Source organism: Xanthomonas arboricola (assembly GCF_002940665.1).
Lineage (GTDB): Bacteria > Pseudomonadota > Gammaproteobacteria > Xanthomonadales > Xanthomonadaceae > Xanthomonas > Xanthomonas arboricola_B.
Genome location: NZ_MIGY01000002.1, coordinates 337,008 through 363,872 on the forward strand (window position 1 = coordinate 337,008; position 26,865 = coordinate 363,872).

Genomic DNA, 26,865 nt, shown 5'->3' on the forward strand with positions numbered 1-26,865 from the left:
CCGCTGCACGACTGTGTCGACTTTGAACGCGCCGGGTGGCGAGGCGGTTCACGCCCAAGTAACCGGGGCATGGTGCAAGGTGTGCAGCGGATACGACGCGGCATGCGATGGGATGAAGTTTCCCTGCCAACACCCTTGGTAAGCGCCGACGCCGTCCCTACCATCTACCCCGCAACGCCCGGTCTTCGCCGGGCGGCAAGCCCAGGAGACACGCATGGCCTACACCCTCCCGCAGTTGCCCTACGCCTACGACGCGCTGGAACCCAACATCGATGCGCAGACGATGGAAATCCATCACACCAAGCATCATCAGACCTATATCAACAACGTCAACGCGGCGCTGGAAGGGACTGAGTACGCCGACCTGCCGGTGGAAGAGCTGGTGTCCAAGCTGAAGAGCCTGCCGGAAAACCTGCAGGGCCCGGTGCGCAACAACGGTGGCGGCCACGCCAACCATTCGCTGTTCTGGACCGTGCTGTCGCCCAATGGCGGCGGTGAGCCCAAGGGCGAGGTCGCCAAGGCGATCGACAAGGACATTGGCGGTTTCGAGAAGTTCAAGGAAGCCTTCACCAAGGCCGCCGTCAGCCGTTTTGGCTCGGGCTGGGCCTGGTTGAGCGTGACCCCGGACAAGAAGCTGGTGGTGGAAAGCACTGCCAACCAGGACAGTCCGCTGTTCGAAGGCAACACCCCGATCCTGGGCCTGGACGTGTGGGAACACGCGTACTACCTGAAGTATCAGAACCGTCGCCCGGAATACATTGGCGCGTTCTACAACGCGGTGAACTGGGAAGAAGTCGAGCGCCGCTACCACGCTGCGATCGCCTGACGTCCTGCATCAGCGCTAGGTTCTGCGTAGCGCTGTGACAGCGGCACCCAACGAATAAGGCCGGGAGCGATCCCGGCCTTGTTCGTTGGATGTGGAGCTGTCGTAGGAGCGACTCTGGTCGCGAGGGGCTTTGCCGTCGGGAAAGCTCGTCGCGCCCGGGTGCGCCCCTACGTTGTGCGGCGCCGAGTGGCTTGGCATCGGACTGGAACGAACAAGGCCGGGAGCGATCCCGGCCTTGTTCGTTAGATGTGGAGCTGTCGTAGGAGCGACCCTGGTCGCGAGGGGCTTTGCCGCCGGGAAAGCCTGTCGCGCCCGGGTGCGCTCCTACGTTGTGCGGCGCCGAATGGCTTGGCATCGGACTGGAACGAACAAGGCCGGGAGCGATCCCGGTCTTTCCCGTCTACGGAGAGCTGTTGTAGGAGCGACCCTGGTCGCGAGAGGCTTTGCAGGGAAGGCCCGTCGCGCTCTGGCGCGCTCCTACGTTGTGCATGGTCTACCAGAACTTGGGATCGGGGAGCGATCAGAACTTGGCGTCGAACTCGCGGGCGTAGCCGGTGTTGACGATGACCTTTTGCAGGGCGTCGCTGATCTTGATGTTGCCGGCCACGATCTGCTGCGTTTCCGGGCCCATGTTGTCCATACGCGGCGGGGTGGCGCCCTTGTAATCGCAGACGCGGCCACCGGCTTCGCGTACCAGCAGTACGCCGGCCGCGATGTCCCAGGCTTTGACGCCGGCCTCGAAATACGCATCGGCGCGGCCGCAGGCCACATAGGCCAGGTCCAGTGCGGCAGAACCGGTACGACGCACATCCTCGGCCTGCACCAGCAACGCATCGACGCACTTCAGCTGCGCACTGATGCGTGCGCGCTCGCGCGGCGGGAAGCCGGTGTGGACCATCGCACCTTCCAGGTCCTTGCGCTCGGCGATGCGGATGCGGCGGTCGTTGAGCACTGCGCCGGCGCCGCGGCTGGCGGTGAACAGCTCGTTGCGCAGCGGGTCGAAGATCACCGCATCGGTGGGCTCGCCGTTTTCCACCAGCGCGATCGACACGCAGTAATGCGGGAAGCCGCGCAGATAGTTGCTGGTGCCGTCCAGCGGATCGATGACCCAGGTGTAGCGGCCACTCTTGCCACCTTGCACGCCGCCTTCTTCGCCGAACACGGCGTACTCCGGGTAGCCGCGCTTGAGTTCCTTGATGATGACCTTTTCGGCATCGGCATCGACTTCGCTGGCATAGTCCATGCGGCCTTTCTGCACCACGTTGAGCGCATCGAGCTTGTTGATGCCGCGCAACAGCACATTGCCGGCGAGGCGGGCGGCTTTGACCATGACGGTGACGGCGGGTTTCTGCATGGTTAAAGCTCCCGTGAAGGCAGAATCGAAAATGGCGAAGGTAAAAGAGCGGTCCGGCACCAAAGCCGGCCGCGCAGTTTACCATCTACGACCGAATCGCTCCCCAATCTCCGTTCATGTCCGTCAGCCAGCGCATCCGTTTCGTTCTTGTCGGCACCCAGCATCCAGGCAACATCGGCGCCGCCGCGCGCGCGATGAAGACGATGGGCGTGTCGCGCCTGGTGCTGGTGGCGCCGGAGCGTGCGCTCGACGAAGACGCCTATCGGCGTTCGGCCGGTGCCGAAGACGTGCTCGGCGAGGCACCGATCCTCGCCACCCTGGCCGAGGCGGTGGCCGATTGCACCCTGGTGATCGGCTGCACCGCGCGTGCGCGCCGGGTCGCGCTGGAGGAGTTGCCGCCGGACGAGGGCGCGCGCCGTGCCTGGGCCAAGGCCGGCGAACCGGCCGAGGTGGCGATCGTGTTCGGCCGCGAGCGCACCGGGTTGACCAACGACGAGCTACAGCTCTGTCATGCGGCACTGCATATCCCGTCCGACCCGGCGTTCAGCTCGCTCAACCTGGCGGCGGCGGTACAAGTCGTGGCGTACGAGGTGCGGCGGGCGCAGCTGGCGGCCGGCGAAGCGGAGGCCGTACCCGCCACGGCGGCCGGCGCGCTGCGCGACGGCCCGGCCAGCCATGCTCAACTGGAGGGCATGTTCGGCCAGTTGGGCCAGACCCTGGACGAAATCGACTTCCACAAGGGGCGCGCACCGGAGTCGGCGATGCGCAAGCTGCGGCGGCTGTTGCTGCGCGCGGACATGAGCGAGCAGGAGGTACGTTTGCTGCGCGGCATTCTGTCCGACGCGCAGCGCATGGCCATGCTGGCGAAGCGCGCCGGAAGCTGACGTCTGTCACATCTCGAAAGATTCGGCTAGGCTGTCGGCGGCTCTAGGGGAGTGTCCGTTTTGCGCGGTCTACGATGGTGTCTGATTGCCTGCGGGCTGTTGGCCGGGGCAGGCTTGGCCGCAACGGCGACGGCGGCGCCTTCCCCGGTATTGGTGCTTGGACGGATCAGCGACGATCCCGCCACGCATTACGCGCAACTCAAGCCATTGCTGGATTACGTGGTGCCGCGCATGCACGAGGTCGGTATCCGCCGTGGCGAAATCCTGATGGCGCCGGATGCGCGGCAGATGTCCAGTTACCTGCGGCGTGGGCGCGTCGACTGGGTCAGCGAAACCACCGGTGCGGCGATGCTGCTGCAGCAGCGTGGCAGTGCGCACCCGCTGGTGATGACCGAGCGCGCCGGCCTGCGCGAATTCCACACGGTGTTCTTCGTGCGCCGCGACAGCCCGATCCGGTCGCTCAGGCAATTGCGCGGCCACACCCTGGCATTGCAGAACACCTCCTCCACCAGCGGCTATCTGTTGCCGATGCTGGAGCTGGTGCGCAATGGCATCGCCTGTGATGTGCTGCTGTCGCCGGACGACAGCCAGGTGCCGGGCTCGGTGGGTTACCTGATGGTCGGGTCGAAATTGAATATCGCCACCTTCGTGCATCGGCGCCTGGTCGATGCGGGCGCTTTCAGCAACGCCGACTGGGATGACGAGCGCCACCTGCCACAGGTGTTCAAGCGCGACTTCCGCATCGTCCATCACAGTGCGCCGGTGCCGCGCGCGGTGGAGATGGTGCGTACCGGCATGGATCCGGCCGTAGAGCGGCGGCTGCGCGTGGTGCTGCTGCAGGCGGCCTCCGACCCCAAGGCCGGGCCGGCCTTGAAGCGCTTCTTCGGCACCACCGCCTTTCACCCGCTGGATGATGTCAATCGCCGGCGCCTGGATGGACTGAGCGCCGGGCTGCAACGTGTCAGGGATCAAGTGGAATGACTCAGGTGCGCTTCGGGTTGCAGGCACGCTTTCTGCTGGTGATGGCGCTGACGCTGCTGCTGGTCGGTGCGATCCTGGCGTCGCTGCTGCAGCGCCAGAGCGCGATGCAACGCGAAGTGCGCGGGCTCAGCGCGCAGATTCTGCACGAGCTGTTCGATCGCAGCCTGCGCACGCGTGGAGAGACCCTGGCCACCGAACTGGCGAGCGGTCTGGCCAATCCGCTGTACTACTCCGATCTGGGCGCGGTGGGGGCGCTGGTGCGCAATGCCTCGCGGCAGCAGGTGGTGAGCTACGTGCTGGTGTTCGATCGACGCGGCCGGCTGGTACACGATGGCTCGCACAATCTGCAGCGTTATGGCCAGGCCATGACCGATCCGCTCGCGGCCAGGGCGAAGACGACGCGCGCCATGCTATTGCAATCCTCGCCCGAAGTGCTGGACGTGACGGTGCCGATCAAGATCGGCGACCAGCGCATCGGCGGGGTGCGGGTGGGGATGTCGCGCGAGCGGGTGCGCAGGATCGAATCCGGCGCCAACCTGACCCTGGTGCAGAACCTCAACGCGATCGGCAAGCGCGATCTGGGCTGGTTGCTGGTGCTGCTGGCCGCGCTGGTGGCGCTGGGGGTGCTGTTGGCCATCTATGTGCAACGTACCCTGGTGGCGCCGGTGCGGTTGCTGGCTGCGGCCGCGCGCCAGATCGAGCGTGGCGACTACGCGGTGCAATTGCCGCCGCATCCGCGCAACGACGAGATCGGCGAGTTGATTTCCGCCTTCGGCCGCATGAGCGAGAGCATCGCCCGGCACGATCGCGAGGTGCGCCACATGGCCTACACCGATGCGCTGACCGGCCTGACCAATCGGCTGGGTTTCCGCGAAGGCCTGGACCATCTGCTCAACACCGCCCGCAGCACCGGCAGCAAGCTGGCGCTGCTGTTCGCCGACATCGACGACTTCAAGCGCGTCAACGACACGTTGGGCCACGAAGCCGGCGACGAGGCGCTGCTGCAGTTCGCCAGTCGCATCAGTCGCGCGGTCGGTGCGTTGGGCGGCGACGACGCGATCCTGGCGCGCTTCGGTGGCGATGAGTTCGTGATCCTGCTGCAAAATGGCGATGTCAGCCTGCTTGCCGCCCAGCTCGCAGACCGGCTGGTGCACGAATTGAGCCGCCCCTTGAATGTGCAGGGCCGGGAGGTGTTCCTGGGTACCTCGATCGGCATCACGCTGTTCCCGGACGACGCCAGCAACGCCACTGTGTTGCTGAAGAACGGCGACATCGCGATGTACCAGGCCAAGGTGGCGGGCAAGAACTGCCACCGCTTCTACAGCCGCGCCGCCGATCATGCAGTGGAGCGCCGTGTGCACATGGAGCACGAGCTGCGCGGGGCCTGGGATCGCGACGAGCTGCGGCTGGTCTATCAGCCGATCTATCGCACCAGCGACCGTGTGCTGGTGGGGGTGGAAGTGCTGTTGCGCTGGCAGCACCCGGCGCTGGGCACGATTGCGCCGTCCACCTTTATCGATATCGCAGAGCAAAGCGGCCTGATCGAGGTGATCGGCCCCAAGGTGCTGCGCGCGGCGTGTCTGGAAGCGGCGCAATGGCCGGTGGTGGGCGAGGGCTTGTTCATCTCGGTCAACGTCTCGCCCCGTCAGCTGCGCAGTGGCGACCTGATCGACACCGTGGCCGAGTGTCTGGCCGAGTCTGGCCTGCCGGCCGCACGGCTGCATCTGGAGTTGACCGAGACGGCCGTGATCGGCGACGAAATGATGGCCGCCAGCCTGCTCGATCAACTGCACCGCACCGGCGTGAAGGTGTGGCTGGACGACTTCGGCACCGGTTTCTCCGGGTTGAGCCATCTGCGCCAGGTGCCGGTGGACGGGGTCAAGATCGACAAGAGTTTCGTCGCCGATCTGCAGCGCGACCCGGACGATCTGGCGCTGACCACGGCCATCATCGGCATGGCGCATTCGCTGGGTATCACGGTGGTGGCCGAGGGAATCGAGCAGGAAGCGCAGTTCAACCTGCTACGCGAGCGCGGCTGCGATCTGGGCCAGGGCTATTGGTTCAGCCGCCCGCTGAGCCCGGCCGATATGGCGAAGCTGATCGCGGCGGGCTGAGCAGCGTAGGAGCGCACCTGGGCGCGATGGGTGTTACCGGTCATGCTTCGTCGCGCCCGGGTGCGCTCCTACGGTTCAATGTGTCTGAGAGCTGAGTGGTTACAGCGGCCGTTTGCCGGTATCGCCGGGGATTTCGCGCACCAGGCGCGGCACCAGGTAGCCGGACAGGCGCGTGGCCAGCTCGGTGTGCAGGGCGCGCGCGCGCGCATCGTCCACTTCGAAATGCGCCACGCCGGCCACCCGGTCGAGCTGATGCAGGTAGTACGGCAGCACGCCGGCGGCGAAGCTACGTTCGCTCAGGGCCGCCAGCGCGTCCACGCTGTCGTTGACGCCGCGCAGCAGCACGGCCTGGTTGAGCAACTGCGCGCCGGCCTCGCGCAGGGCGCGCATGGCATCGTCCACGGCGGTATCGAATTCGTTGGCGTGGTTGGCATGCACCACAAAGGCCACCGACCACGGCAGGCTGCGCAGCCAGGCCAGCAGCGGCGCATCGACACGCTCGGGCAGCACGATCGGCAGCCGGCTGTGGATGCGCAGTCGCTTGATATGGCCGATGGCGGCCAGCGCGTCGGTGAGTTCGGCCAGCTTGCCGGTCGCCAGCGACAGCGGGTCGCCGCCGGACAGCAGCACTTCGTCGATGCCGGGGTCGGCCGCGATCGCGGCGACCGCGTCGCGCCATCCGTCGCGCGCGGCGGTTTCCTCGGCATACGGAAAGTGGCGGCGGAAGCAGTAGCGGCAGTGCACCGCGCAGCTGCCGGTGCCGATCAGCAGTGCGCGGCCGCGGTATTTCTGAATCACCCCGTCGGCAGTCTTGGCCGCGCCATCGCCGACCGCGTCCAGGCCAAAGCCCGGCACCGGCCGCATTTCATCGTCCAGCGGCAGCACCTGGCGCAGCAGCGGGTCGTGCAGGTCGCCACGGCGCATGCGCGCCACGAACGCCTGCGGCACCCGCAGCGGGAACTGGGCGGCGGCCGCGTGGCTGATCCCGGCCGCCTGCGTGTCCAGGCCCAGCAGCGCCAGCAGCGCGCGCGGGTCGCGCACGGCGTCGCGCCACTGCTGCTGCCAGCGCGGCGGCTGCAGGGTGGGAGGCGGAGATGGCTGCAAGGCGAGGGGGGCTGCGGGTATCATGTGCGGTCACAAAACCAATGCCCGCCGGTTGCGGCGGGCGCCCCATTCTAATCCGACCTGCCACGGCCTGTGGCAGGTCGTGGTCTTATCGAGGAGCTGCACCATGGCCACTGTTGGCATGAACGACGTCAAGAACGGCATGAAGATCCTGGTCAACAACGAGCCGGCGGTCATCACCGAGACCGAATACGTCAAGCCGGGCAAGGGCCAGGCCTTTACCCGCATGAAGTATCGCTTCATCAAGTCCGGCCGCGTGGTTGAAATGACCATGAAGGCGACCGACGACGTGGAAGTGGCCGACGTGGTCGATACCGACATGCGCTACCTGTACAGCGATGGCGAGTACTGGCACTTCATGGACCCGGAAACCTTCGAGCAGGTGCAGACCGACAAGGCCGGCATGGGTGGCGCCGACAAGTGGCTCAAGGGCGAGGAAGACTGCATCGTGACGCTGTGGAACGGCACGCCGATCTGGGTGCAGCCGCCGAACTTCGTCGAGCTGAAGATTACCGAGACCGACCCGGGCGTGCGCGGCGATACCTCCGGCGGCGGCGGCAAGCCGGCGACGCTGGAAACCGGCGCGGTGGTGCGCGTGCCGCTGTTTGTCAACCAGGACGAAATCATCAAGGTCGACACCCGCTCGGGCGAATACTCGGCGCGCGTCAAGTAAGACGATGCGTCCGGGACACTGGCCTGATCGAGCGGGACGCGGTGCCAGTGTCATGTTGGGGCTGTGGGGTGCGCTGCTCGCGTGCCCGGCTTGTGCGCAATCGGCTGCTGCAACGTGCGACGCCGATGACGTGGCCGCCGTTGCGGCCATCGCAACGTCCGGCGTCGTGGGCAGCGCTGCCGCCGCAGTGCCGGTCGACCGTCTGGTGGCCCAGACCTGCAAGCCGTGGCCGAACGATGCGGCGATCCGGCTGGCGGCAATCGCATTTGCCGGCGACGCGGAGACCGTGCCTGGCGAGCGCGACCTCGAGTTGCGCGTGGCCATGCTCGATGCCGCCAGCGGCAAGGTGCTGGCGTTCTACGCGCAGGCAATGGGCGAGGACGCCGCCTTCGAACTCGCTGCCGACAGCCTGCGCCTGGACACGGCGCGCTACGATCTGGCCAAGGACGTGCGTGCGATCGGCGTGATTGTGCGTAGTGCTGCGCGCGGGCCCAGCTGCCCGGATTTTTACAGCAATCAGGCATTGACCTTGCTGGTGCGCGAGGGGCGCAGCCTGCGCCCGGTGCTGCAACGCGATCTCTATGCGTGGCAACGTGTAAAAGGCGAGCCGTGCAGTCTGGGCAAGGGCGATGTGATCACCGAAGTCGCCAACCTGAGCGTGAGCATGGCGCCGCAGGTACATGCCGGCTATGCGGACATCGTGCTGACAGCCAACGTGTCTACCGTGGAAAGCGCCGCTGGCAGCGACACCGATACCGAGCGCACCCGTCGCGCGCGCCAGGTGCTGCGTTACAACGGCCAGCGCTATGTGCCTGTGGCCGGTGGCGATCCCCGCTGGCCGTTCGACAACTAACCTTTTATGGATCCGCTCATGACCAGTGCCCCTCCCGAAGTCTGCGACCTGTTGATCGAAGCCGGTTATGTCGTGCCGATCGAGCCGCATGCGGTGGTACTCGACGATTACGCGGTGGCGGTGCACAACGGCGTCATCGTGGCGATCCTGCCGACCGCCGAGGCGCGCCTGCGGTTTGCGCCGACGCAGACCGTCTCGCGCCCGGAGGCGGCCCTGATCCCGGGTCTGGTCAATGCGCATACGCATAACCCGATGACGCTGCTGCGCGGCGTTGCCGACGATCTGCCGCTGATGGTGTGGCTGCAGCAGCACATCTGGCCGGTGGAAGCGGCAGTGATCGGGCCGGAATTCGTGGCCGACGGCACCACGCTGGCGATTGCCGAAATGCTGCGTGGCGGCACCACCTGCGTCAACGAAAATTATTTCTTCGCCGATGTGCAGGCGGCCGTGTACAAGCAGCACGGTTTCCGTGCGCTGGTCGGCGCGGTGATCATCGATTTCCCCACCGCCTGGGCATCGTCGGACGACGAATACTTCGCACGGGCCGGCGAACTGCACGACCAGTGGCGCGACGATCCGCTGATCAGCACCGCCTTCGCGCCGCATGCGCCGTACACGGTCAACGACGCCAACTTCGAACGCGTGCGCATGCTCGCCGACCAGCTGGATCTGCCGGTGCATCTGCACACGCACGAAACCGCGCAGGAAGTGGCTGACTCGGTTGCCCAGTACGGGCAGCGCCCGCTGGCGCGGCTGGATCGCCTGGGGCTGGTCAACGACCGCCTGATCGCCGTGCACATGACCCAGCTCACCGAGGCGGAAATCCACCTATGCGCCGAGCGCGGCGTCAGCGTGGTGCATTGCCCCGAGTCCAACCTCAAGCTCGCTTCGGGCTTTTGCCCGGCCTGCGCGCTGCAACGTGCCGGCGTGAATCTGGCGATCGGCACCGACGGCTGCGCCAGCAACAACGACCTGGACATGTTCAGCGAGAACCGCACGGCGGCGATCCTGGCCAAGGCAGTGGCCAACGATGCCACCGCACTGGACGCGGCCACCACGCTGCGCGCGGCCACGCTGGGCGGCGCGCGCGCGTTGGGCTTCGGCGACAGGATCGGCTCGATCGAAGTCGGCAAGCAGGCCGATCTGGTCTGCGTGGATCTGTCCGCACTGGAGACCCAGCCGCTGCATCATGTGCTGTCGCAACTGATCTACGCCGCCGGCCGTCATCAGGTCACCGATGTGTGGATCGCCGGCAAGCCCAAGCTGGTGCAGCGCGAGCTCATCGACATGGACACCGCTGCCCTGGTCGCCAATGCGCGACAGTGGCGCGAGCGCATCCGCACCGTCCGCGCCTGAGCGCGCGGCATCCCATCACGGAGCTCTGCATGAACCCGAATACCCAATCCAATTCCAGCAACTTCCATCAGAGCGAGCTGGACAAGTTCGCGGCGCTGGCCAACCGCTGGTGGGATGCCGATGGCCCGCAGAAGCCGCTGCACGCGCTCAATCCGGTGCGCCTGGACTACGTGTCCGCACGGCTGGGCCTGGCCGGCGCGCGCGTGCTCGACGTCGGCTGCGGCGGTGGTCTGCTCAGCGAGTCGATGGCGCGTCTGGGCGCGCAGGTCACGGCGATCGATCTGGCGCCGGAACTGGTCAAGGTGGCGCGCCTGCACAGCCTGGAATCGGGTGTGCAGGTGGATTACCGCGTGCAGTCGGTGGAAGACCTGGCCGCCGAACAGCCGGGCAGCTTCGATGCGGTGACCTGCATGGAAATGCTCGAGCACGTGCCGGACCCGACCGCGATCATCCGCGCCTGCGCCAGCCTGCTCAAGCCGGGCGGCAAGCTGTTCTTGTCCACGCTCAACCGCACACCTGCCGCGTTCGCGCTGGCGGTGGTCGGCGCCGAATACGTCGCACGGTTGCTGCCCAAGGGCACGCATCACTACAAGGATTTCATCAAGCCGGCAGAACTTGCGGCATGGTTGCGCAGCGCCGAACTGCAGCTGGAAGACGTCAGCGGCATGATGTACGAGCCGTGGCGCAATCGTGCGCGCCTGTCGTCGCGGACGGAGGTCAACTACTTGGCTTATGCGGTGAAGCCGTGACGAGCGGGGATTGGGCAGTGGAGATTCGGGATTGGCAACGGCACGTGCGTATCTGATGTCGGCCGAATCGCAATTTACCGATGACGGCAGGCAAGCGCAGACCGACGGAGCGGTGGTGACGTTTCCGCGTGCGGTGTTGTTCGATCTGGATGGCACCTTGCTGGATAGTGCGCCGGACATGCTGGCGACCGTCAACGCGATGCTGGATGCGCGTGGCCGTGCGCAGATCGCGTTGGCGCAGTTGCGTCCGGTGGTGTCCAAGGGCGCGCGCGCGATGCTGGCGGTGGCGTTTGCGGAACTCGATGCAGTCGAGCGCGATGCGCTGGTGCCGGAATTCCTGCGCCGTTATGAAGCCTTGATCGGCACGCAGTCGCAGCTGTTCGATGGTGTCGAAGAACTGCTGCTGCGGCTGGAGCGCGCCGGTTGCATCTGGGGCGTGGTCACCAACAAGCCCGAGTATCTGGCCCGGCTGATCCTGCCGCAACTGGGGTGGGAGCAGCGCTGCGCGGTGCTGATCGGCGGCGATACGTTGGCCGAGCGCAAGCCGCATCCGTTGCCCTTGTTGGCCGCTGCCGAGCGCATCGGCGTTGTGCCGGCGCAGTGCGTCTACGTCGGCGACGACGAGCGCGACATCCTGGCCGCGCGCGCGGCGGCGATGCCGTCGGTGGCGGTGTTGTGGGGCTACCGCCTGCACGACGACGCGCCGTCGCGCTGGCAGGCCAACGTCCTCGTCGCGCAGCCGCAGGCATTGTGGGATGCCATGGCGTGGCCGCAGACCTGATCTTCTTTCGTCTTTTTCTGGACCCGCCATGAGCCAATCCAGCGCTCTCGACAGTTTTCTCGACAAGTGGCGCACCCGCTGGCCGGAATGGTCGGTTGCCGAACCCTTCATTCCCGAACCGCAGCGACGCCTCACGGCGGCCTGGTTTGCGCTGCTGCAGGAATGGGAAGACATCATGAACATCGCCGGCGACCCGTTGCCGGCCGACGCCAAGCTGGCGTGGTGGCAGCAGGAGCTGCGCGACTGGTCGCAGCAGCGCTCGCGCCATCCGCTCGGGCGCGTGCTGGAGCCGGTGCGCGCCCCATGGGCGCAGCTGGCCGACACCTTGCCGGCCATGCAGCACGCCCGTGCGCAGCCGCACTCGTTGCAGCAGGCGTTGGCAAGATTGCATGCCTTCGCCGAGGCCGTGATCGCTGTGGAAGCTGTGCTATTTGCGCGCACGCAGCCTGGTGATGCCCCTGCAGTGGCGGTGCAGTGGCTGGACGCACGCCAACGTGTGGCCGGCGACAGTGGCGCGCCCGGTGACATGACCAACGCCGCATGGCGCACGCAGTTGCTGCGCGCCTGGCCACGCAAACCGGCGTTGGCGCGGCCGCATCGGGTATGGTCGCGGCTGGCCCGTCTGCGCCTGCAGCGCGAGCTTGCCGGCAAGGCTGCGTACCCACCGCCCGTGCAGCAGCTGTGGCATAGCTGGCGCGCTGCCAGCGGCGCAGACTGAAGTCTCGATCGCTCCAGGCGTCGTGTTCCGAACGCCTGGACAGCGCGGATCGATCGGTCGCAGAGCGGGGGATCTGCGACTTGGCTGCAGGACCTTGCCGCCCACCATCGCGGGACACGCCATGAATCCGTCCCTGCGAGCTCTGCCCACGCTCCAGCACCACATCGTCCAGCAAGAGGGGATCGGCAAGGTCGTGGTCGCGTTGCAATGCCCATGGAAGCTCAACTCGCCGCCCAACGTCTTGGAACACCCAGCGGGTGCGATTGCTCAGCCGGCCAGCCGCGTTGCCACCATGTGCAGACAGGAGTGCCTGTCGTCACATGACGTGGGCAGGCAGACTTCCAGACTGGGACACCCGCGTGGACACGCGCATGTGAGACATCGAGATGGCAGATCCCAAAGAGCTGCAGGACAAATTCTGGAAAGCCCTGAAATCCGATCGCACCGTGATGCTGGGTCTGGATGGCGTGGAAGACGGGCATGCACGCCCGATGACCGCGCAGATCGAAGGCGATAGCGGTGGTCCGATCTGGTTCTTCACCTCCAAGGACAATGCGCTGATTTCCATGCTGGGGCAGGGCCGCCGTGTCATCGGCGCCTTCAGCAGCAAGGGACACGACCTGTTCGCCAGCATTAGCGGCTCGTTGCGGGAAGACACCGATCCGGCCGTGGTCGAGCGTCTGTGGAACCCGCATGTCGCTGCCTGGTATGAAGGCGGCAAGGACGACCCCAAGTTGGCGCTGCTACGTCTGGACACCGATCATGCGCAGATCTGGCTCAACGGTTCCAGTCTGTTGGCCGGCATCAAGGTGTTGTTCGGCGTCGACCCGAAAAAGGATTACCAGGACAAGGTGGCGGACGTTCCGCTGCGTTGAGGCCTGCTGCACGCCTGCACGATCTTCGCGATGGTGCACGGGTCTTATCCATTCATGTGCTGTCGCTTGCGCGGGCGCCGATCCGGTTGTGAGGCCGGATCGGCGCCGCCAGCCTGGACTGCATTCAAAAGCGGCCCTGGCGTCATGCGCTGTGCGCCCGCCCTAGGAGAAACGAGATGCAACAGATCGAAATCGGCCAGATGGTGTTTGTGCGCGATGGCGAAGTCGGCGTCGGTGCCATCCGCGAGGTGCGCAAGGATGGCGCCGAGCTGGTCATCAGTATCGAAAACGGCGGCGACTTCGTGCTGCCTGCAACGGTGGTGCGCGATGTGCATTCCGGTAAGGTGATGCTGGATGTCGAGCAACTGCCGGAAGACGTGCGCCATGCCTTGCGTCATCCGCACGACAACGAGTTGCCAACCAGCACGTATGCGGCCAGCGACCCGCAGGATGGCGCGCTTACGTAATTGGAGTAACTACGAACCAGGTTCAAAGTCCGGCCGCACACCATCAGAAAGTAAAAATGTTCGCGGCGCGGCATCGGACGGGCCAGCCGACGGTAGCGCCGGTCGCTCGGCCTCGTCCTTGAGCTGCACGCCGGACAGCTTGCGTCGGAACGATTCGCGCAGCAGGTACGCAAGCTTGTGCGTGGCGTCGGCGTAGCTCAGTCCCTCGGCGCGGATATTGGAGATGCAATTGCGCGTGGCGTCGGTCAGGCCGACGCGCGGCGCGTAAGTCAGATACAGGCCCAGGCTGTCGGGCGAGCTCAGGCCTGGTCGCTCGCCGATCAACACGATCACCAGACGCGCCTTGAGCAGTTCGCCGACCTCGTCGCCGATGGCGACGCGGCCTTGCGCGATCAACGCCACCGGCGCCAACGACCAGCCTTCGTGTGCGGCCAGGGCGTCGATATGCTCCAGCATCTGCGCTGCGTGTCGACGCACCGCCAATGCAGAGAGTCCGTCGGCGACCACCACGGCGACATCGTGCCCGCCGCCGTGGACCGCGGTCAGGCCACGCAGATGCGCGGCCCCATCCTCGTCCAGGCGCCGGCCCAGATCCGGACGTTGCAGATAGGTGTGCCGGTCCACCGCCGCGCTGTGCAGCAGAATGCTGTCCCGCCCGCGCTGTTGCAGCGCTGCCTGCAGTGGTAGCGGATCGAAGGCCAGATGCACCGCATCGCGCGCCTGCGCATGCGCAAGCTGGAAATCCAGATGTGCCGCGGTCGGCAGGCTGGTGCCGACGCGCCCCAGCGCAATGCGCGCCGGTGTGAGCTGACGCAGCTGCGCCCAGGCATCGCGCGGAGTGGTCGGGCCGCTCATTGCACGCTGTCGGCGTTCAATTGCTCCAGCGCACGCCGGAACGGTGCGGGAAGCTCGCTGCCGAGTTCGAAGCGACCGTCGCGCAGGCGCAGGATGCCTTGCTGTTCCAGCCAGTGTTCGAACTCGGGCGCGGCGCGCAGGCCCAGCGCCTGGCGCGCATACAGCGCATCGTGAAACGAGGTGGTCTGGTAGTTGAGCATCACATCGTCGGAGCCGGGAATGCCCATGATGAAGTTGATGCCGGCGGTGCCGAGCAGGGTCAGCAGCACGTCCATGTCGTCCTGGTCCGCTTCGGCATGATTGGTGTAGCAAATGTCGCAGCCCATCGGCACGCCGAGCAGCTTGCCGCAGAAGTGATCCTCCAGCCCGGCACGGATGATCTGCTTGCCGTCGTAGAGATATTCCGGGCCGATAAAGCCCACCACGGTGTTCACCAGCAGCGGCTTGAACTGCCGCGCCACGGCATAGGCGCGCACCTCGCAGGTCTGCTGATCGACGCCATGATGCGCATTGGCCGACAACGCACTGCCCTGGCCGGTCTCGAAATACATCACGTTGTCGCCGACGCTGCCGCGCCGCAACGAGAGCCCGGCGTCCTGGCCTTCCTGCAGCAGCGCCAGATTGATGCCGAAGCTGGCATTGGCCGCTTCGGTGCCGGCGATCGACTGGAACACCAGATCCACCGGCACGCCGCGGTTGATCGCCTCGATGGTGGTGGTGATATGCGCCAGCACGCAGGACTGCGTGGGGATCTTGTAGCCGGTGATCACCGCATCGAGCATGCGCAGCAATGCGGTGGCGGCGAACAGGCTGTCGCTGGCAGGATTGATGCCGATCACCGCATCGCCGTTGCCGTACAACAAGCCGTCGAGCACGCTGGCGGCAATGCCGGTGGCATCGTCGGTGGGGTGGTTGGGCTGCAGCCGCGTGGACAGGCGTCCACGCAGGCCCAGCGTATTGCGAAAGCGTGTGACCACGCGCGTCTTCTGCGCGACCAGGATCAGGTCCTGCACGCGCATCAACTTCGATACCGCCGCCACCATTTCCGGTGTGAGTCCGGGTGCCAGTGCAGTCAATGCCGCTTCGTCGGCCTGCGCACTCAACAGCCAGTCACGAAAGCCACCGACCGTGAGATGCGCCACCGTGGCAAATGCCGCCGCATCGTGCTGGTCGACGATCAGGCGGGTGACTTCGTCCGATTCGTACGGCACCACCGCCTCATCGAGGAAGTGACGCAGCGGCAGGTCCGCCAGCGCCATCTGCGCGGCCACCCGCTGCAGCCCGGAGTTCGCGGCGAGCCCGGCGAGTTGGTCGCCCGAGCGCGGCGGCGTGGCCTTGGCCAGCAGGGTCTTCAGATCGGCAAACTGGAAGCGCTCGCCGCCGGCGCTAAACGCGAACCCGCTCATCTGGCGCTGGCCGCAGGCGTGGCCTGGCTGCGCAAGCTCAGCACGCAACACAGCGCACCGAGCAGCAACAGGCCCATGAAGATCAGCGCCACGATCGGGTTGAACCAGACCATCGCCACCAGACACACCAGCGCCAGCAGCAGCGCGATTGCCGGCACCACCGGATAGCCCGGCGCGCGAAAGCTGCGCTCCAGCCCGGGTTCGGCGCGGCGCAGCTTGAACAGGCTGAGCATGCTCATCACATACATCACGATCGCGCCGAATACCGACATGGTGATCATCGCCGCGGTCAGCGACATGCCCTGGATCTTGACCACGCTGTCGCTGCAGATCGCCGCGATGCCGATCGCGCCGCCGGCAAGAATCGCGCGATGCGGCGTGCGAAAGCGCGACAGCCTGGCCAGCCCGTGCGGCAGGAACCCGGCACGCGCCAACGCAAAGAACTGCCGCGAATACCCCAGGATGATGCCGTGGAAGCTGGCCACCAGGCCGAACAGGCCGATCCACACCAGCATGTGCAGCCAGGTCGAACTGTTGCCGACCACCGCCTTCATCGCCTGCGGCAGCGGATCGTTGATGTTGGAGAGCTGACGCCAGTCGCCGACCCCGCCCGCAAACACCATCACGCCCAGCGCCAGCACCACCAGGGTGAGGATGCCGGCGATGTAGGCGCGCGGAATCGTGCGCTTGGGGTCCTTGGCTTCTTCGGCCGCCATCGCCGCGCCCTCGATCGCCAGAAAGAACCAGATCGCAAACGGGATCGCGGCAAAGATGCCGGAAATGGCGGCCGGGCCGAACACATCGCGACCGGCCCAGCCATTGGCGGCAAAGCGCGCAACGCTGAAGCCCGGCGCCACCACGCCCATGAACACCAGCAGCTCGATCACCGCCAGCAAGGTCACGATCAGCTCGAAGGTGGCGGCGATCGCCACGCCGACGATGTTCAAGCCCATGAAGATTGCATACGCGCCGATCGCAGCGATGCGCGGGTCCAGGGTCGGGAACTGCACGTTGAGATAGGCGCCGATCGCCATCGCAATGGCCGGCGGCGCGAACACGAACTCGATCAGCGTGGCCAGGCCCGCCAGCATGCCGCCATAGGTGCCGAATGCGCGCAGGCTGTAGGCGAACGGCCCACCCGCATTGGGGATGGCGGTGGTCAGCTCGGTAAAGCTGAAGATGAAGCAGGTATACATCACCGCGACCAGCAGCGTGGTCACCAGAAAGCCCAGCGTGCCGGCGGTGCCCCAGCCGTAGCTCCAGCCGAAATATTCGCCGGAGATCACCAGGCCCACGGCGATCCCCCACAGTTGCCAGGTGCCCAGGGTGGGTTCGAGCTGCTCGTTGCGCATGTCGCGCATCTCCTGCGGTCGGGGGAGGGAGATGAAGCAGGCCCGGCGGCCAAGCACTGGACCGACCGCCAGTGACCGATCGCCCGCCGGTGCATGGCGACGATCGACGGCCGTTCCGGTTATACCCCAAAGCCCTGCGGCGAACACAAGCGCAACGGGTGGGTCGCGGGGAACATGCCGCCGCGCGCCAGCCCCGTCGACACACCGCGCACGCTGGCTACTTGCTGCGCTCAAGCACCAGCAGCGGATCGATGCGCACGTCGAACCAGTTCATCCCCCAATGCAGATGCGGCCCGGTCGCGCGCCCGGTGGCACCGACGGCCGCAATCACCTGGCCTTGCTCCACCCGGTCGCCCACCTTGACGTCGATGCGCGACAGGTGCAGAAAATTCGAGCTCACGCCGAAGCCATGGTCCAGCAGCACGGTGCCGCCGGTCAGATACAGGTCCGGTGCGGCAAAGGTCACCACCCCGGCGGCCGGCGCCTTGACCGGCGTGCCGGTGGGCACGGCGATATCCATGCCCGAGTGGCCTGCACCGGGCTGGCCGTTGTAGACCCGCGCATTGCCGAAGCGCCCGCTGATGCGGCCCTGCACCGGCCAGATGAAGGGCTGGGCGAAATCGGTGCGGGCATCGTCGCGGTCGCGCGCGGCGGTGACCTGCGCCTGCTCGCGCTTGATCCGCTCGGCGATCGCCGCAGGCGGATTGACCGTCTTGGGCGGCACGCCATTGACGCGCTCCACCGGCCAGTCGCGCGGCGTCACCGCGATGCTGGCGGTCTGTTTGCTGCCATCGGGCCGGGTGATCTGCACCTGCAACGGGCCGGTGGCATCGCGGCCGATGCCGAACACCACGCTGCCATAGCCGCTGACCCGCAAGCTGCGGCCGGCGTACTGCACCTGGCTGCCCGCCGGCACCTTGCCGATCACCAGCGCGCCCTGGGAGGCGCTTTGCGGGAAGACTGCTTCCGCGGCGTCGGCAGACTGCGCAGCCACGCTGCCGGCAGCGAGCGTGAACGGCGCCAGCGCAAGCCAGGCGCCAATCAGGGCTGCGCGCATCAGCGGTCGAAGGTCAGGCGTTGACCGGCGGCAGTGCCGACCAACTGTTCGCCGTCCCACACCTGCTGACCGTTGACCCAGGTCGCGGCGATGCGCGAGCGGAACGTGGTGCCTTCGAACGGCGACCAGCCGCACTTGGACAGCACCTGCTCGCGCTTCACCGTGAACGGGGTGTTGTCGATCATCACCAGGTCGGCGAAATAGCCTTCGCGCAGAAAACCGCGTTCTTCCACATCGAACAGCTGCGCCGGCGCATGCGCGAACTTCTGCACGATACGGGTGATCGGCAGCTTGCCCTCGTGCACCAGCTCCAGCGCGGCGACCAGCGCGTACTGCACCAGCGGCAGGCCGGAGGGTGCCTGCGCGTAGGGCTTCTGCTTTTCTTCCCAGGTATGCGGCGCATGGTCGGTGGCGAGCACGTCGATGACGTCTTCGGCCAACGCCTCGATCAGCGCCAGGCGGTCGTCGGCATCCTTGATCGCGGGGTTGCACTTGATCAGGTTGCCCAGCCGCGCGTAATCGCTGCGGTCGAAGCGCAGAAAATGGATGCAGGTCTCGGCGGTGATGCGCTTGCGCAGCTTGCCCTCGGCATCCACCAGCGGGCCGGCCTCGAACAGCGCCAGCTCATCGGCGGTGGAGATATGCAGCACGTGCAGACGGGTGTTGTGCTTGCGCGCCAGCGACACCGCCAGCTGCGAGGACGTCAGGCAGGCCTGCCGCGAGCGGATGTCCGGATGCATCTCCGGGGTCAGCGCGTCGCCATAGGTTTCCTTGTACTGCGCCAGCGTCGCATCGATGGTCGGGGTGTCTTCGCAGTGGGTGATGATCGGCGTCGGCGCGTCGCGGAAGATCGCGTCCAGCGTCTCGGGGTTGTCGACCAGCATGTTGCCGGTGGAGGCGCCCATGAACACCTTGATGCCCGGGGCGGTCTTCGGGTCCAGCGTCTGGATCGCGGCCAGATTGTCGTTGCTGGCGCCCATGTAGAAGCCGTAGTTGGCCCAGGCACGCCCGGCCGCCGCGTCGTACTTGGCCTGCAGTGCGGCCGCGTTCAGCGTCGGCGGATTGGTGTTGGGCATGTCCATGAAGCTGGTCAGCCCACCGGCCACCGCGGCGCCGGATTCGGTCGCGATATCGCCCTTGTGGGTCAGGCCGGGCTCGCGAAAGTGCACCTGGTCGTCGATCATGCCCGGCAGCACCCAACGTCCGGCAGCGTCCACCACGGTGTCACCTGCGGCTGGGGCGATCTTGCCGGCGATCCTGGCGATACGGCCAGCTTCGATCAGCAGATCGGCGTCGAATTCCTTGCCTTCGTTGACCAGGCGGGCGTTGACGATGAGAGTTCGGCTCATGGATGAGGTCCTTTGCAACTGCAGGAAGGGGAAGCGGGCGATGACGCGGACGCAGGCGCGTCGGGGACAGGGTCGAACCCGCCCGGATGGAAGGGATGGCAGCGGCCGAGCCGGCGCGCGGCCAGCCAGCAACCGCGCAGCGGGCCGAAGCGGCCGATCGCGGTCATCGCATACTCCGAGCAACTTGGCGCAAAACGGCAACGCGGCCCCAGCAAGGGGCTGATGAACCGCTTGTAGAAACGCAGCAGCGCGATGAGCAGGCGTGAGATCACTTGCCAATGATATGCCACTTGGATTAATACGTGGTTGCCGGGGGTCCGTGGGGTAAGCTATAAAGGCCCGCTTTCCCGGGCCCCGGGGGAACCAAGGATGAGCGTTTCGTGGCTGCTAAAAAACCTGCAAAAAAGGCCGTAGAGGCCGCCAAGAAGTCCGCCAAACCCGTTGCGAAGAAGGCAGCGGCGCCCGCCGCTGCAAAACCGGCCGCCAAGCAGGCGACGCCGGCTGCCAAGCAACCGGTTGCCAAGAAGGTAGCTGCGGGCAAGACCGTGGCCAAGCCGGCGCCGGTCGCCAAGACCGCAGCGTCCAAACCCGTGGCCGCCAAACCTGTAAAATCTCCTGTCGCCAAGAGTGCTGCCAAGCCGGCGGCGAACAAAGCAGCTCCGGCTGCCGCCAAACCGGCCGCCAAGCCGGTGGCGCCCAAGTCCGTACCGAAGCCGGCTACCAAGTCGACTGCGGCCAAGTCAGTCCCGGTCAAGGCTGAAAAGCCCGCTCCCGCACCGGCCGCCAAGGCCGTCCCTGCGAAGCCGGCAAAGCCTGCGACCCCGTCACTTAAGAATCCCGTGCCCGTTTCGAAATCTTCAGCAAAAACGCCAACCAAAACCGAAGCCCCCGCCAAGCCCGCCGCGACCCGTCCGGTCGGCAAGGTGGCCGTGGCCGTGACTTCCAAGCCGTCCAGCCCGACCCCCAAGACCAAGTACAAGGTGGTCGAGTACAAGACCGACGAAGCCACCGGTCGTCCGATCCTGCCGCAGGGCTACAAGCCTGCAGCCGATGAAGAGTACATGAGCAAGCTGCAGCAGGAGTACTTCCGTCAGCGCCTGCAGAGCTGGCGCAACGACCTGGTCGAAGAGTCCAAGCAGACCATCGAAAACCTGCGCGAAGAAGTACGCGACATCGGCGACGAAGCCGAGCGTGCCACGCGCGAGACCGAGAACTCGCTGGAGCTGCGCACCCGCGACCGGCACCGCAAGCTGATCGGCAAGATCGACAGCACGCTCAAGCGTCTGGAAGACGGCGACTACGGCTATTGCGTGGACACCGGCGAAGAGATCGGCATCGACCGCCTGGAAGCGCGTCTGACCGCCGAGCGCACCATCGACGCCCAGGAGCGTTGGGAGCACTTGCAGAAGCAGCAGGGCGACTGATCGTTCGACAAGGTCGAATCGCTATCAATCGACTGAAAAGACCCCGCCCCGTGCGGGGTTTTTTTATGTGCATCGCGCCTATGGGATGGGCGTTGCATTCATCGACACACCTGACGGATGCCGGGCGGGCGTCGGCGCTAACAGACGTGCGGGAGTGCGCTGTGACGTTCCTATTGCGCGCGCAGGCAACCGCTTTGGCGCGCAGGGATCTCGAGTCCGATGGAGGGCACGGCTGCAGTGCCCGAAGCGAAACCAGCTGCCGGCGGTAGCGGCAACCGGCACTGCATCATTGCGGACCTCACTGCAGGTCGCGCAGGTCCAGCTTGCGCAGCTTGGGCGCCTTCCACGCGGTGGTGGCGACAACGCCCAGGGTCACGCAGCCGCCGATCACCACCGCCGGTACCAAGCCGACCAGGCGTGCCATCACCCCGTCGTAGAACGCACCCAGCTCGTTGGACGAGCCGATGAAGATGCCGTTGATCGACGACACCCGGCCGCGCATCGCATCGGGCGTGGCCAGCTGCAGGATGGTCTGGCGCACCACCACCGACACCCCGTCGCACATGCCGTAGACCAGCAGGATCGCCGCCGACAGCCAGAAGTGCCGCGACAGGCCGAAGGCGATCGTGCACAGCCCGAAGCCGGCCACCGACCACATCAGGATGCGCCCGGCATTGCGCTGCAACGGGTGCCGCGCCAGCCACACCCCGACCACGATCGAGCCCAGCGCCGGGGCGCCGCGCAGGATGCCCAGGCCTTCCGGGCCGTAGTGCAGGATGTCGTGGATGAAGGCAGGCAGCATCGACACCGCGCCGCCCAGCAACACCGAGAACATGTCCAGCGCCATCGCGCCCAGCATGACCTGGTTGGACAGCACGAACTGCGCACCTTCGGCGATGCTGCGGAAGATCGGCGCACGCGGGCCTGCGTTGACCGGCTCGCTGACCCGCAACAGCGCCAGTGCCAGGATCGCCAGCAGCGCCACGCCGGCGGCCACGCCATAGGCCAGGCCCTTGCCGCCCCAGCCGACCAGCACGCCGCCCAGCGCCGGGCCGATCACCATGCCGGCCTGGAAGGTGACGCTGCCGATGCTGGCGCCGCGGGCGAAGGCCTCGCGCGGCAGCGCACGCGCGAACAGCGCGTTGTAGACCGGCGACAGGAACGAGCGCGCTGCACCGGTCAGCGCGATGGCCGCGTAGATCGGCCACACGCCCTGCATCGGCAGCCAGCCATGGGTGATGGCCAACAGCAGCAGCGCGGTGGCGACCAGGCCGAGCACCGCGACCATGCCCAGCCGTCGGCGCGGCAGATGATCGACCAGATAGCCGGCAAACGGCGCGATGCAGAAGAACGGCAGGATCTCCGCCAGGCCGATCAGCCCGAGCGAGAGCGGATTGCGGGTGATCTCGTAGATATGCCAGCCGACCGTGACCGCGACGATCTGGTACGACAGCATCGCCGCCACGCGATACAGCAGCACCAGGCCGAAGCCAGGGTGGGCCAGCAGCGTACGCAGCGAGGCGGCGGGCGAGGGCGTCGGGGTGCTCACTGCTGGGCGCGGGCGGTGTCGCGGATGAAGGCCAGCATTGCCGCCACGCCATTGCTGCGGGTCGGCGATAGATGCTTGGCCAGCCCGATGCCGGCGATGTAGTCCGGCTCGGTGGCCAGGATCTCCTGTGCGCTACGCCCGGAGTACACGCGCAAGGCCAGATAGATCAGCCCGGAGACGATCGCCGAGTCGCTGACGGCGTGGAAGTCCAGCCGCTCGGCATTGCCCTCCGGCACGATCCACACCATGGACTGGCAGCCATGCAGGCGGTGTTCTTCGCTCTTCCACTGTTCGGGGAAGCCGGGCAGTTTGCGGCCCAGGTCGATCAGGTACTGGTAGCGCTCTGACCAGTCGCCGAAGAAGGAGAACTCCTCGGCAATGGCGGCCTGCGCTTGGACGGCGGTGGGTTCGAGCGGGAAGGGGGTGGTGGTCATCAAAAATCCAGAATCGGTCGGTGATCGCGCTGCCCGGCGACACCGCAATGGTGCCCTTCTCCCTGCGGGAGCGGGGTTGGGGGTGAGGGTAGGGGCGAAGCCTCGCTGGAATTGGATGCGGGTGGCTTCGCTCCTACCTCAAGGAAGGTGCATGTGGCTGCGCTCGCACCCTCATCCGCCCCTGCGGGGCAGCTTCTCCCGAAGGGAGAAGGGAAGAAAGTCATGCGCGCTTCCAGCGCACGCCTTGCGGGGTGTCTTCCAGCACGATGCCTTCGTCGGCCAGCTGCGTGCGGATGGCGTCGGCGCGGGCGAAATCCCTGGCTTTCTTTGCGGTATTGCGTTCTTCGACCAGCGCGGTGATGCGCGCATCGTCGCCGGCGTCGGTGCCGCGCGAGAACCAGGCGGCCGGATCTTGCTGCAGCAGTCCCAGCGCCAGGCCTGCGCCGAGCAGCCGGGACTTCAGGCCGGACAGCGCGGCAACACCTGCCGATGCGTCGCTGCCATGCGCGAGTTGGGTGCGTAGCGCGCGGGCCTCGGAGGCGATGCTGGCGATGACCGACAGCGCAAGCGGGGTGTTGAGGTCGTCGTCGAGCGCGGCTTCCACCTCGTCGGGAATCGTGGCCGGCTGCGCAGGGGTGATCTCGGCAGCGTGTTCGGCCGCGGCCAGGTCGCGCACGGTGCCGTACAGCCGGTCCAGCGTGTTCTTGGCTTGTTCGATCAGGCCGTCGGACCAGTCCAGCGGCTGCCGGTAATGCGCGCTCAGCAGCGCGTAGCGCAGCGCCTCGGGCGGGTGCCGGGCGATCAGGTCGTGTACGGTCTCGATATTGCCCAGCGACTTGCTCATCTTGGCGCCGCTGAAGTTGAGCATGCCGTTGTGCAGCCAGAACCGCGCGAAGGTCGCTCCGCCATGCGCGCACTCGCTCTGCGCGATCTCGTTCTCGTGATGCGGGAACTGCAGGTCCACGCCGCCGGCATGGATGTCGATGGTCGGGCCCAGGTGTGCGGCAGCCATCGCCGAGCATTCGATATGCCAGCCCGGGCGGCCGCGGCCCCACGGCGAGTCCCAGCCGGGCAGCTCGTCGCTGGAGGGCTTCCACAGCACGAAGTCGCCGGGGTCGCGCTTGTACGGCGCCACGTCCACGCGCGCGCCGGCCAGCATCTCGTCCGGATCGCGGCGCGAGAGCTTGCCGTAGTGCGCGAAGCTGGCCACCGCGAACAGCACATGGCCTTCGGCGGCATAGGCATGGCCGTTGCCAATCAACTGCTCGATCATCGCCACGATCTGCGGGATATGCGCGGTGGCTTCCGGTTCGATGCCCGGCGGCAGCACGCCGAGCGCGGCCATGTCCTGGCGGTAGATCGCGGCGAAGCGGTCGGTGATGGCCGAGATCGGCACGCCCTGCGCCTGCGCGGCGGCGTTGATCTTGTCGTCCACGTCGGTGATGTTGCGCGCGTAGCGCAGCGCGCCGTAGCGCCGCCGCAGCAAGGCGGCCAGCACGTCGAACACGACCGGGCCGCGGGCGTTGCCGATATGCGCGTAGTTGTAGACGGTGGGGCCGCACACATACAGGGTGGGGCTGGACGGATCGAGCGGTGCGAACGGCTCGACCCGCCGCGTCAGGTTGTTGTGCAGGCGCAGGCTCATCGGCATCTGAAAAAGGATAACCGGGCGATTCTAGCCGGTCGCGGCGGTGTGGCGAACCAACTGCACGACCGCAGCTGCGCCGGTGACCGGATGGGCTGCGTTCAGCCCAAGGGATCGCAAGCTCCATACACTTACGTATTACCTGGCTGCGCCCTCCTGGTACTGATGCGACCTTTCCCGTTCTTCCTGCTGCTGTGTGTGTTCGCCTGGCAGGCATCGTCAGCACACGCGGCAGAAACCGATCCCAAGAACCGGGTGGTGGTGATCGAGAACGTGAAGCTGGATTACGCGCAGGTGCTCAACGTCGAGCCGGTCTACCAGACCTTGCGTGCCACCCGCATCGAAGAGCAATGCGAGGCCGAACCGGTCGCACCGGTGGCAGTGGCGCCGGTCGAGGACGAGGGCCGCATCAACCGGATGGTGGATTCGGTCAAGGAGATGTTCTCCCGTCGCCCCGAGCCGGCGTCCGTGCCGATGGCGGTGCCGCCGACCAGCACGCGGCGCAACTGCCGGGTGGTGGAAGTGCCGCGCGAGTTCCGGCGGCCGATCGCCTTCGATGTGGACTATGTCTACAAGGGCACCAAATACCGGTCGCGGCTGCCGGAAGACCCGGGCAACAGGCTGCGCATCCGCGTGTCGGTCACCCCCTACATCCCCGACGCCATCGTCGCGCCGCCGCGCTGAGCTGCGCGGCGGTTGCGCCGTGCCCGCATGCATGCGAGGATTCGCGCCCTATGTACGCAAACGCCTTTCAGCACGAAACCAGCGCCGCCCGGATGGCCTCCGGCATGACCTCGCGTGCCCGCCGACCGGAATCCCACATTTTCGCTGGGTAACCGGAGCGTTTTGCTGTTCCGCCGTTGAAAACCCAGCCCGCAGGCTGGGTTTTTTCGTTTTGACGTCACAAAAGTTTCAATCGCAAGAAACGCGCATGTCGCGCACCCGCCGCTCCTGGCGGACCACGCAGCAGAAGCACGCAGCACAAGGATCGATCGATGTCACTGAAGCACTTCTTGAACACCCAGGACTGGAGCCGCGCCGAACTGGACGCGCTGTTGACCCAGGCCGCGTTGTTCAAACGCAACAAGCTGGGAAGCGAGCTGAAGGGCAAGTCGATCGCGCTGGTGTTCTTCAACCCGTCCATGCGCACCCGCACCAGCTTCGAGCTGGGCGCGTTCCAGCTGGGCGGGCATGCGGTGGTGTTGCAGCCGGGCAAGGACGCCTGGCCGATCGAGTTCAATCTGGGCACGGTGATGGATGGCGACACCGAGGAGCACATCGCCGAAGTGGCGCGGGTGCTCGGCCGCTACGTCGACCTGATCGGCGTGCGCGCGTTCCCGAAGTTCGTCGACTGGTCCAAGGACCGCGAGGACCAGGTGCTCAGGAGCTTCGCTAAGTATTCGCCGGTGCCGGTGATCAACATGGAAACGATCACCCACCCGTGCCAGGAGCTGGCGCACGCGATGGCGTTGCAGGAACACTTCGGCACCCAGGATCTGCGCGGCAAGAAGTACGTGCTGACCTGGACCTATCACCCCAAGCCGTTGAATACCGCTGTGGCCAATTCCGCGCTCACCATCGCCACCCGCATGGGCATGGACGTGACCCTGCTGTGCCCGACGCCGGACTACATCCTGGACCCGCGCTACATGGACTGGGCGGCGCAGAACGTGGCCGAAAGCGGCGGCTCGCTGCAGGTCAGCCACGATATCGACAGCGCCTACGCCGGCGCCGACGTGGTGTATGCCAAGAGCTGGGGCGCGTTGCCGTTCTTCGGCAACTGGGAACTGGAAAAGCCGATCCGCGACCAGTACCAGCACTTCATCGTCGACGAACGCAAGATGGCGCTGACCAACAACGGCGTGTTCTCGCACTGCCTGCCGCTGCGTCGCAACGTCAAGGCCACCGACGCGGTGATGGATTCGCCCAACTGCATCGCCATCGACGAAGCCGAGAATCGCCTGCATGTGCAGAAGGCGATCATGGCTGCCCTGGTGGGCCAGGGCAGCCGGGATTCGTGATTGGGGATGTGGGATTC

Annotated in this window: 26 protein-coding genes; 15 read left to right on the forward strand and 11 right to left on the reverse strand. The window is 66.4% G+C overall.

Annotated features, from left to right (window positions below; all coding sequences use genetic code 11):
• The first annotated feature begins 214 nt into the window (after positions 1-214).
• A complete protein-coding gene (locus XarjCFBP7645_RS08300; RefSeq protein ID WP_016904847.1) occupies positions 215-826 on the forward strand; it encodes a superoxide dismutase in 612 nt (203 codons plus the stop codon).
• A 520-nt stretch (positions 827-1,346) separates the two neighbouring features.
• Here the strand turns inward: XarjCFBP7645_RS08300 and XarjCFBP7645_RS08305 are convergent.
• Positions 1,347-2,180: an inositol monophosphatase family protein gene (locus tag XarjCFBP7645_RS08305; RefSeq protein WP_016905058.1), complete on the reverse strand. Its 834-nt coding sequence runs from the start codon at positions 2,178-2,180 to the stop codon at positions 1,347-1,349.
• Between the two features lie 116 nt (positions 2,181-2,296).
• On the opposite strand from XarjCFBP7645_RS08305, the gene XarjCFBP7645_RS08310 reads away from it, so the two are divergent.
• From XarjCFBP7645_RS08310 to XarjCFBP7645_RS08320, 3 genes are read left to right on the forward strand one after another with little or no spacing between them, the layout of a single operon-like run.
• Positions 2,297-3,064: an RNA methyltransferase gene (locus tag XarjCFBP7645_RS08310; protein WP_104537112.1), complete on the forward strand. Its 768-nt coding sequence runs from the start codon at positions 2,297-2,299 to the stop codon at positions 3,062-3,064.
• A 51-nt stretch (positions 3,065-3,115) separates the two neighbouring features.
• A complete protein-coding gene (locus XarjCFBP7645_RS08315; RefSeq protein ID WP_181126255.1) occupies positions 3,116-4,045 on the forward strand; it encodes a phosphate/phosphite/phosphonate ABC transporter substrate-binding protein in 930 nt (309 codons plus the stop codon).
• Positions 4,042-6,159 (forward strand): putative bifunctional diguanylate cyclase/phosphodiesterase, encoded by a 2,118-nt coding sequence (locus tag XarjCFBP7645_RS08320; protein WP_047125239.1) that lies wholly within the window; start codon positions 4,042-4,044, stop codon positions 6,157-6,159. The genes XarjCFBP7645_RS08315 and XarjCFBP7645_RS08320 overlap by 4 nt, the downstream gene beginning before the upstream one ends.
• 99 nt (positions 6,160-6,258) lie before the next feature.
• Here XarjCFBP7645_RS08320 and epmB read toward each other — a convergent pair whose 3' ends face one another.
• Complete coding sequence (gene epmB, locus XarjCFBP7645_RS08325; protein WP_104537114.1) at positions 6,259-7,287, reverse strand: EF-P beta-lysylation protein EpmB; 1,029 nt, start codon at positions 7,285-7,287, stop codon at positions 6,259-6,261.
• Positions 7,288-7,390: 103 nt separating this feature from the next.
• Between epmB and efp the strand changes: the two genes are divergently transcribed.
• The 8 genes from efp to XarjCFBP7645_RS08365 all read left to right on the forward strand — a co-directional run bounded on the left by efp (position 7,391) and on the right by XarjCFBP7645_RS08365 (position 13,756).
• Positions 7,391-7,957, forward strand: a complete 567-nt coding sequence (gene efp, locus XarjCFBP7645_RS08330; protein WP_007962665.1) for an elongation factor P — start codon at positions 7,391-7,393, stop codon at positions 7,955-7,957.
• Between the two features lie 4 nt (positions 7,958-7,961).
• The gene (locus XarjCFBP7645_RS08335; protein WP_181126256.1) at positions 7,962-8,810 is read left to right on the forward strand and encodes a hypothetical protein; all 849 of its coding nucleotides are present in this window, start codon (positions 7,962-7,964) and stop codon (positions 8,808-8,810) included.
• 18 nt (positions 8,811-8,828) lie between these two features.
• Complete coding sequence (locus XarjCFBP7645_RS08340; protein WP_181126257.1) at positions 8,829-10,166, forward strand: TRZ/ATZ family hydrolase; 1,338 nt, start codon at positions 8,829-8,831, stop codon at positions 10,164-10,166.
• Positions 10,167-10,195: 29 nt separating this feature from the next.
• A complete protein-coding gene (gene ubiG / locus XarjCFBP7645_RS08345) occupies positions 10,196-10,915 on the forward strand; it encodes a bifunctional 2-polyprenyl-6-hydroxyphenol methylase/3-demethylubiquinol 3-O-methyltransferase UbiG (protein ID WP_104537866.1) in 720 nt (239 codons plus the stop codon).
• A gap of 55 nt (positions 10,916-10,970) precedes the next feature.
• Entirely contained in the window at positions 10,971-11,696 is a 726-nt protein-coding gene (locus XarjCFBP7645_RS08350) for a phosphoglycolate phosphatase (RefSeq protein ID WP_104537867.1), read from the forward strand.
• Positions 11,697-11,724: 28 nt separating this feature from the next.
• A complete protein-coding gene (locus XarjCFBP7645_RS08355) occupies positions 11,725-12,414 on the forward strand; it encodes a phytoene/squalene synthase family protein (RefSeq protein ID WP_104537116.1) in 690 nt (229 codons plus the stop codon).
• Positions 12,415-12,800: 386 nt separating this feature from the next.
• Positions 12,801-13,289: a pyridoxamine 5'-phosphate oxidase family protein gene (locus XarjCFBP7645_RS08360; protein WP_104537117.1), complete on the forward strand. Its 489-nt coding sequence runs from the start codon at positions 12,801-12,803 to the stop codon at positions 13,287-13,289.
• Positions 13,290-13,465: 176 nt separating this feature from the next.
• Positions 13,466-13,756 carry a hypothetical protein gene (locus XarjCFBP7645_RS08365; protein ID WP_104537118.1) on the forward strand — a complete coding sequence of 97 codons (291 nt, stop codon included), beginning with the start codon at positions 13,466-13,468 and terminating at the stop codon, positions 13,754-13,756.
• Between the two features lie 9 nt (positions 13,757-13,765).
• Here the strand turns inward: XarjCFBP7645_RS08365 and eutC are convergent, their stop codons facing one another.
• The 6 genes from eutC to yidD form a co-directional block, all read right to left on the reverse strand.
• The gene (gene eutC, locus XarjCFBP7645_RS08370) at positions 13,766-14,611 is read right to left on the reverse strand and encodes an ethanolamine ammonia-lyase subunit EutC (RefSeq protein ID WP_104537119.1); all 846 of its coding nucleotides are present in this window, start codon (positions 14,609-14,611) and stop codon (positions 13,766-13,768) included.
• The gene (locus tag XarjCFBP7645_RS08375; protein ID WP_104537120.1) at positions 14,608-16,017 is read right to left on the reverse strand and encodes an ethanolamine ammonia-lyase subunit EutB; all 1,410 of its coding nucleotides are present in this window, start codon (positions 16,015-16,017) and stop codon (positions 14,608-14,610) included. The genes eutC and XarjCFBP7645_RS08375 overlap by 4 nt, the downstream gene beginning before the upstream one ends.
• Positions 16,014-17,378: an ethanolamine permease gene (gene eat / locus XarjCFBP7645_RS08380; RefSeq protein ID WP_104537121.1), complete on the reverse strand. Its 1,365-nt coding sequence runs from the start codon at positions 17,376-17,378 to the stop codon at positions 16,014-16,016. Before eat ends, XarjCFBP7645_RS08375 begins: the two co-directional genes overlap by 4 nt.
• A gap of 208 nt (positions 17,379-17,586) precedes the next feature.
• Positions 17,587-18,426, reverse strand: a complete 840-nt coding sequence (locus tag XarjCFBP7645_RS08385) for a M23 family metallopeptidase (protein ID WP_181126258.1) — start codon at positions 18,424-18,426, stop codon at positions 17,587-17,589.
• Entirely contained in the window at positions 18,426-19,775 is a 1,350-nt protein-coding gene (locus XarjCFBP7645_RS08390) for a dihydroorotase (RefSeq protein WP_104537123.1), read from the reverse strand. Before XarjCFBP7645_RS08390 ends, XarjCFBP7645_RS08385 begins: the two co-directional genes overlap by 1 nt.
• On the reverse strand, positions 19,772-20,065 hold the full coding sequence (gene yidD, locus XarjCFBP7645_RS08395; RefSeq protein ID WP_104537124.1) for a membrane protein insertion efficiency factor YidD: 294 nt from the start codon (positions 20,063-20,065) through the stop codon (positions 19,772-19,774). The genes XarjCFBP7645_RS08390 and yidD overlap by 4 nt, the downstream gene beginning before the upstream one ends.
• A 90-nt stretch (positions 20,066-20,155) precedes the next feature.
• Here yidD and dksA point away from each other — a divergent pair, with 90 nt between their 5' ends.
• A complete protein-coding gene (gene dksA, locus XarjCFBP7645_RS22100; RefSeq protein ID WP_104537125.1) occupies positions 20,156-21,199 on the forward strand; it encodes an RNA polymerase-binding protein DksA in 1,044 nt (347 codons plus the stop codon).
• 298 nt (positions 21,200-21,497) lie between these two features.
• Here dksA and XarjCFBP7645_RS08405 read toward each other — a convergent pair whose 3' ends face one another.
• The 3 genes from XarjCFBP7645_RS08405 to cysS all read right to left on the reverse strand — a co-directional run bounded on the left by XarjCFBP7645_RS08405 (position 21,498) and on the right by cysS (position 24,827).
• The gene (locus XarjCFBP7645_RS08405; RefSeq protein ID WP_104537126.1) at positions 21,498-22,748 is read right to left on the reverse strand and encodes an MFS transporter; all 1,251 of its coding nucleotides are present in this window, start codon (positions 22,746-22,748) and stop codon (positions 21,498-21,500) included.
• Positions 22,745-23,182 (reverse strand): SufE family protein, encoded by a 438-nt coding sequence (locus XarjCFBP7645_RS08410; protein WP_104537127.1) that lies wholly within the window; start codon positions 23,180-23,182, stop codon positions 22,745-22,747. Before XarjCFBP7645_RS08410 ends, XarjCFBP7645_RS08405 begins: the two co-directional genes overlap by 4 nt.
• Positions 23,183-23,402: 220 nt before the next feature.
• Positions 23,403-24,827, reverse strand: a complete 1,425-nt coding sequence (cysS, locus tag XarjCFBP7645_RS08415; protein ID WP_181126259.1) for a cysteine--tRNA ligase — start codon at positions 24,825-24,827, stop codon at positions 23,403-23,405.
• 186 nt (positions 24,828-25,013) lie between these two features.
• On the opposite strand from cysS, the gene XarjCFBP7645_RS08425 reads away from it, so the two are divergent.
• Complete coding sequence (locus tag XarjCFBP7645_RS08425) at positions 25,014-25,511, forward strand: hypothetical protein (protein ID WP_166774788.1); 498 nt, start codon at positions 25,014-25,016, stop codon at positions 25,509-25,511.
• Positions 25,512-25,822: 311 nt separating this feature from the next.
• Positions 25,823-26,848, forward strand: coding sequence for an N-acetylornithine carbamoyltransferase (locus XarjCFBP7645_RS08430; protein ID WP_104537130.1), 1,026 nt, complete (start codon positions 25,823-25,825; stop codon positions 26,846-26,848).
• Positions 26,849-26,865: the final 17 nt, after the last annotated feature.

Excerpts from the sequence above, each read along its gene's own strand:
- XarjCFBP7645_RS08300 (WP_016904847.1), top strand. The coding sequence starts at position 215 with ATGGCCTACACCCTCCCGCAGTTGCCCTACGCCTACGACGCGCTGGAA.
- XarjCFBP7645_RS08305 (WP_016905058.1), bottom strand. The coding sequence starts at position 2,180 with ATGCAGAAACCCGCCGTCACCGTCATGGTCAAAGCCGCCCGCCTCGCC.
- XarjCFBP7645_RS08310 (WP_104537112.1), top strand. The coding sequence starts at position 2,297 with ATGTCCGTCAGCCAGCGCATCCGTTTCGTTCTTGTCGGCACCCAGCAT.
- XarjCFBP7645_RS08320 (WP_047125239.1), top strand. The coding sequence starts at position 4,042 with ATGACTCAGGTGCGCTTCGGGTTGCAGGCACGCTTTCTGCTGGTGATG.
- epmB (WP_104537114.1), bottom strand. The coding sequence starts at position 7,287 with ATGATACCCGCAGCCCCCCTCGCCTTGCAGCCATCTCCGCCTCCCACC.
- efp (WP_007962665.1), top strand. The coding sequence starts at position 7,391 with ATGGCCACTGTTGGCATGAACGACGTCAAGAACGGCATGAAGATCCTG.
- XarjCFBP7645_RS08335 (WP_181126256.1), top strand. The coding sequence starts at position 7,962 with ATGCGTCCGGGACACTGGCCTGATCGAGCGGGACGCGGTGCCAGTGTC.
- XarjCFBP7645_RS08340 (WP_181126257.1), top strand. The coding sequence starts at position 8,829 with ATGACCAGTGCCCCTCCCGAAGTCTGCGACCTGTTGATCGAAGCCGGT.
- ubiG (WP_104537866.1), top strand. The coding sequence starts at position 10,196 with ATGAACCCGAATACCCAATCCAATTCCAGCAACTTCCATCAGAGCGAG.
- XarjCFBP7645_RS08350 (WP_104537867.1), top strand. The coding sequence starts at position 10,971 with ATGTCGGCCGAATCGCAATTTACCGATGACGGCAGGCAAGCGCAGACC.
- XarjCFBP7645_RS08355 (WP_104537116.1), top strand. The coding sequence starts at position 11,725 with ATGAGCCAATCCAGCGCTCTCGACAGTTTTCTCGACAAGTGGCGCACC.
- XarjCFBP7645_RS08360 (WP_104537117.1), top strand. The coding sequence starts at position 12,801 with ATGGCAGATCCCAAAGAGCTGCAGGACAAATTCTGGAAAGCCCTGAAA.
- XarjCFBP7645_RS08365 (WP_104537118.1), top strand. The coding sequence starts at position 13,466 with ATGCAACAGATCGAAATCGGCCAGATGGTGTTTGTGCGCGATGGCGAA.
- eutC (WP_104537119.1), bottom strand. The coding sequence starts at position 14,611 with ATGAGCGGCCCGACCACTCCGCGCGATGCCTGGGCGCAGCTGCGTCAG.
- XarjCFBP7645_RS08375 (WP_104537120.1), bottom strand. The coding sequence starts at position 16,017 with ATGAGCGGGTTCGCGTTTAGCGCCGGCGGCGAGCGCTTCCAGTTTGCC.
- eat (WP_104537121.1), bottom strand. The coding sequence starts at position 17,378 with ATGCGCGACATGCGCAACGAGCAGCTCGAACCCACCCTGGGCACCTGG.
- XarjCFBP7645_RS08385 (WP_181126258.1), bottom strand. The coding sequence starts at position 18,426 with ATGCGCGCAGCCCTGATTGGCGCCTGGCTTGCGCTGGCGCCGTTCACG.
- XarjCFBP7645_RS08390 (WP_104537123.1), bottom strand. The coding sequence starts at position 19,775 with ATGAGCCGAACTCTCATCGTCAACGCCCGCCTGGTCAACGAAGGCAAG.
- XarjCFBP7645_RS08410 (WP_104537127.1), bottom strand. The coding sequence starts at position 23,182 with ATGACCACCACCCCCTTCCCGCTCGAACCCACCGCCGTCCAAGCGCAG.
- cysS (WP_181126259.1), bottom strand. The coding sequence starts at position 24,827 with ATGAGCCTGCGCCTGCACAACAACCTGACGCGGCGGGTCGAGCCGTTC.
- XarjCFBP7645_RS08430 (WP_104537130.1), top strand. The coding sequence starts at position 25,823 with ATGTCACTGAAGCACTTCTTGAACACCCAGGACTGGAGCCGCGCCGAA.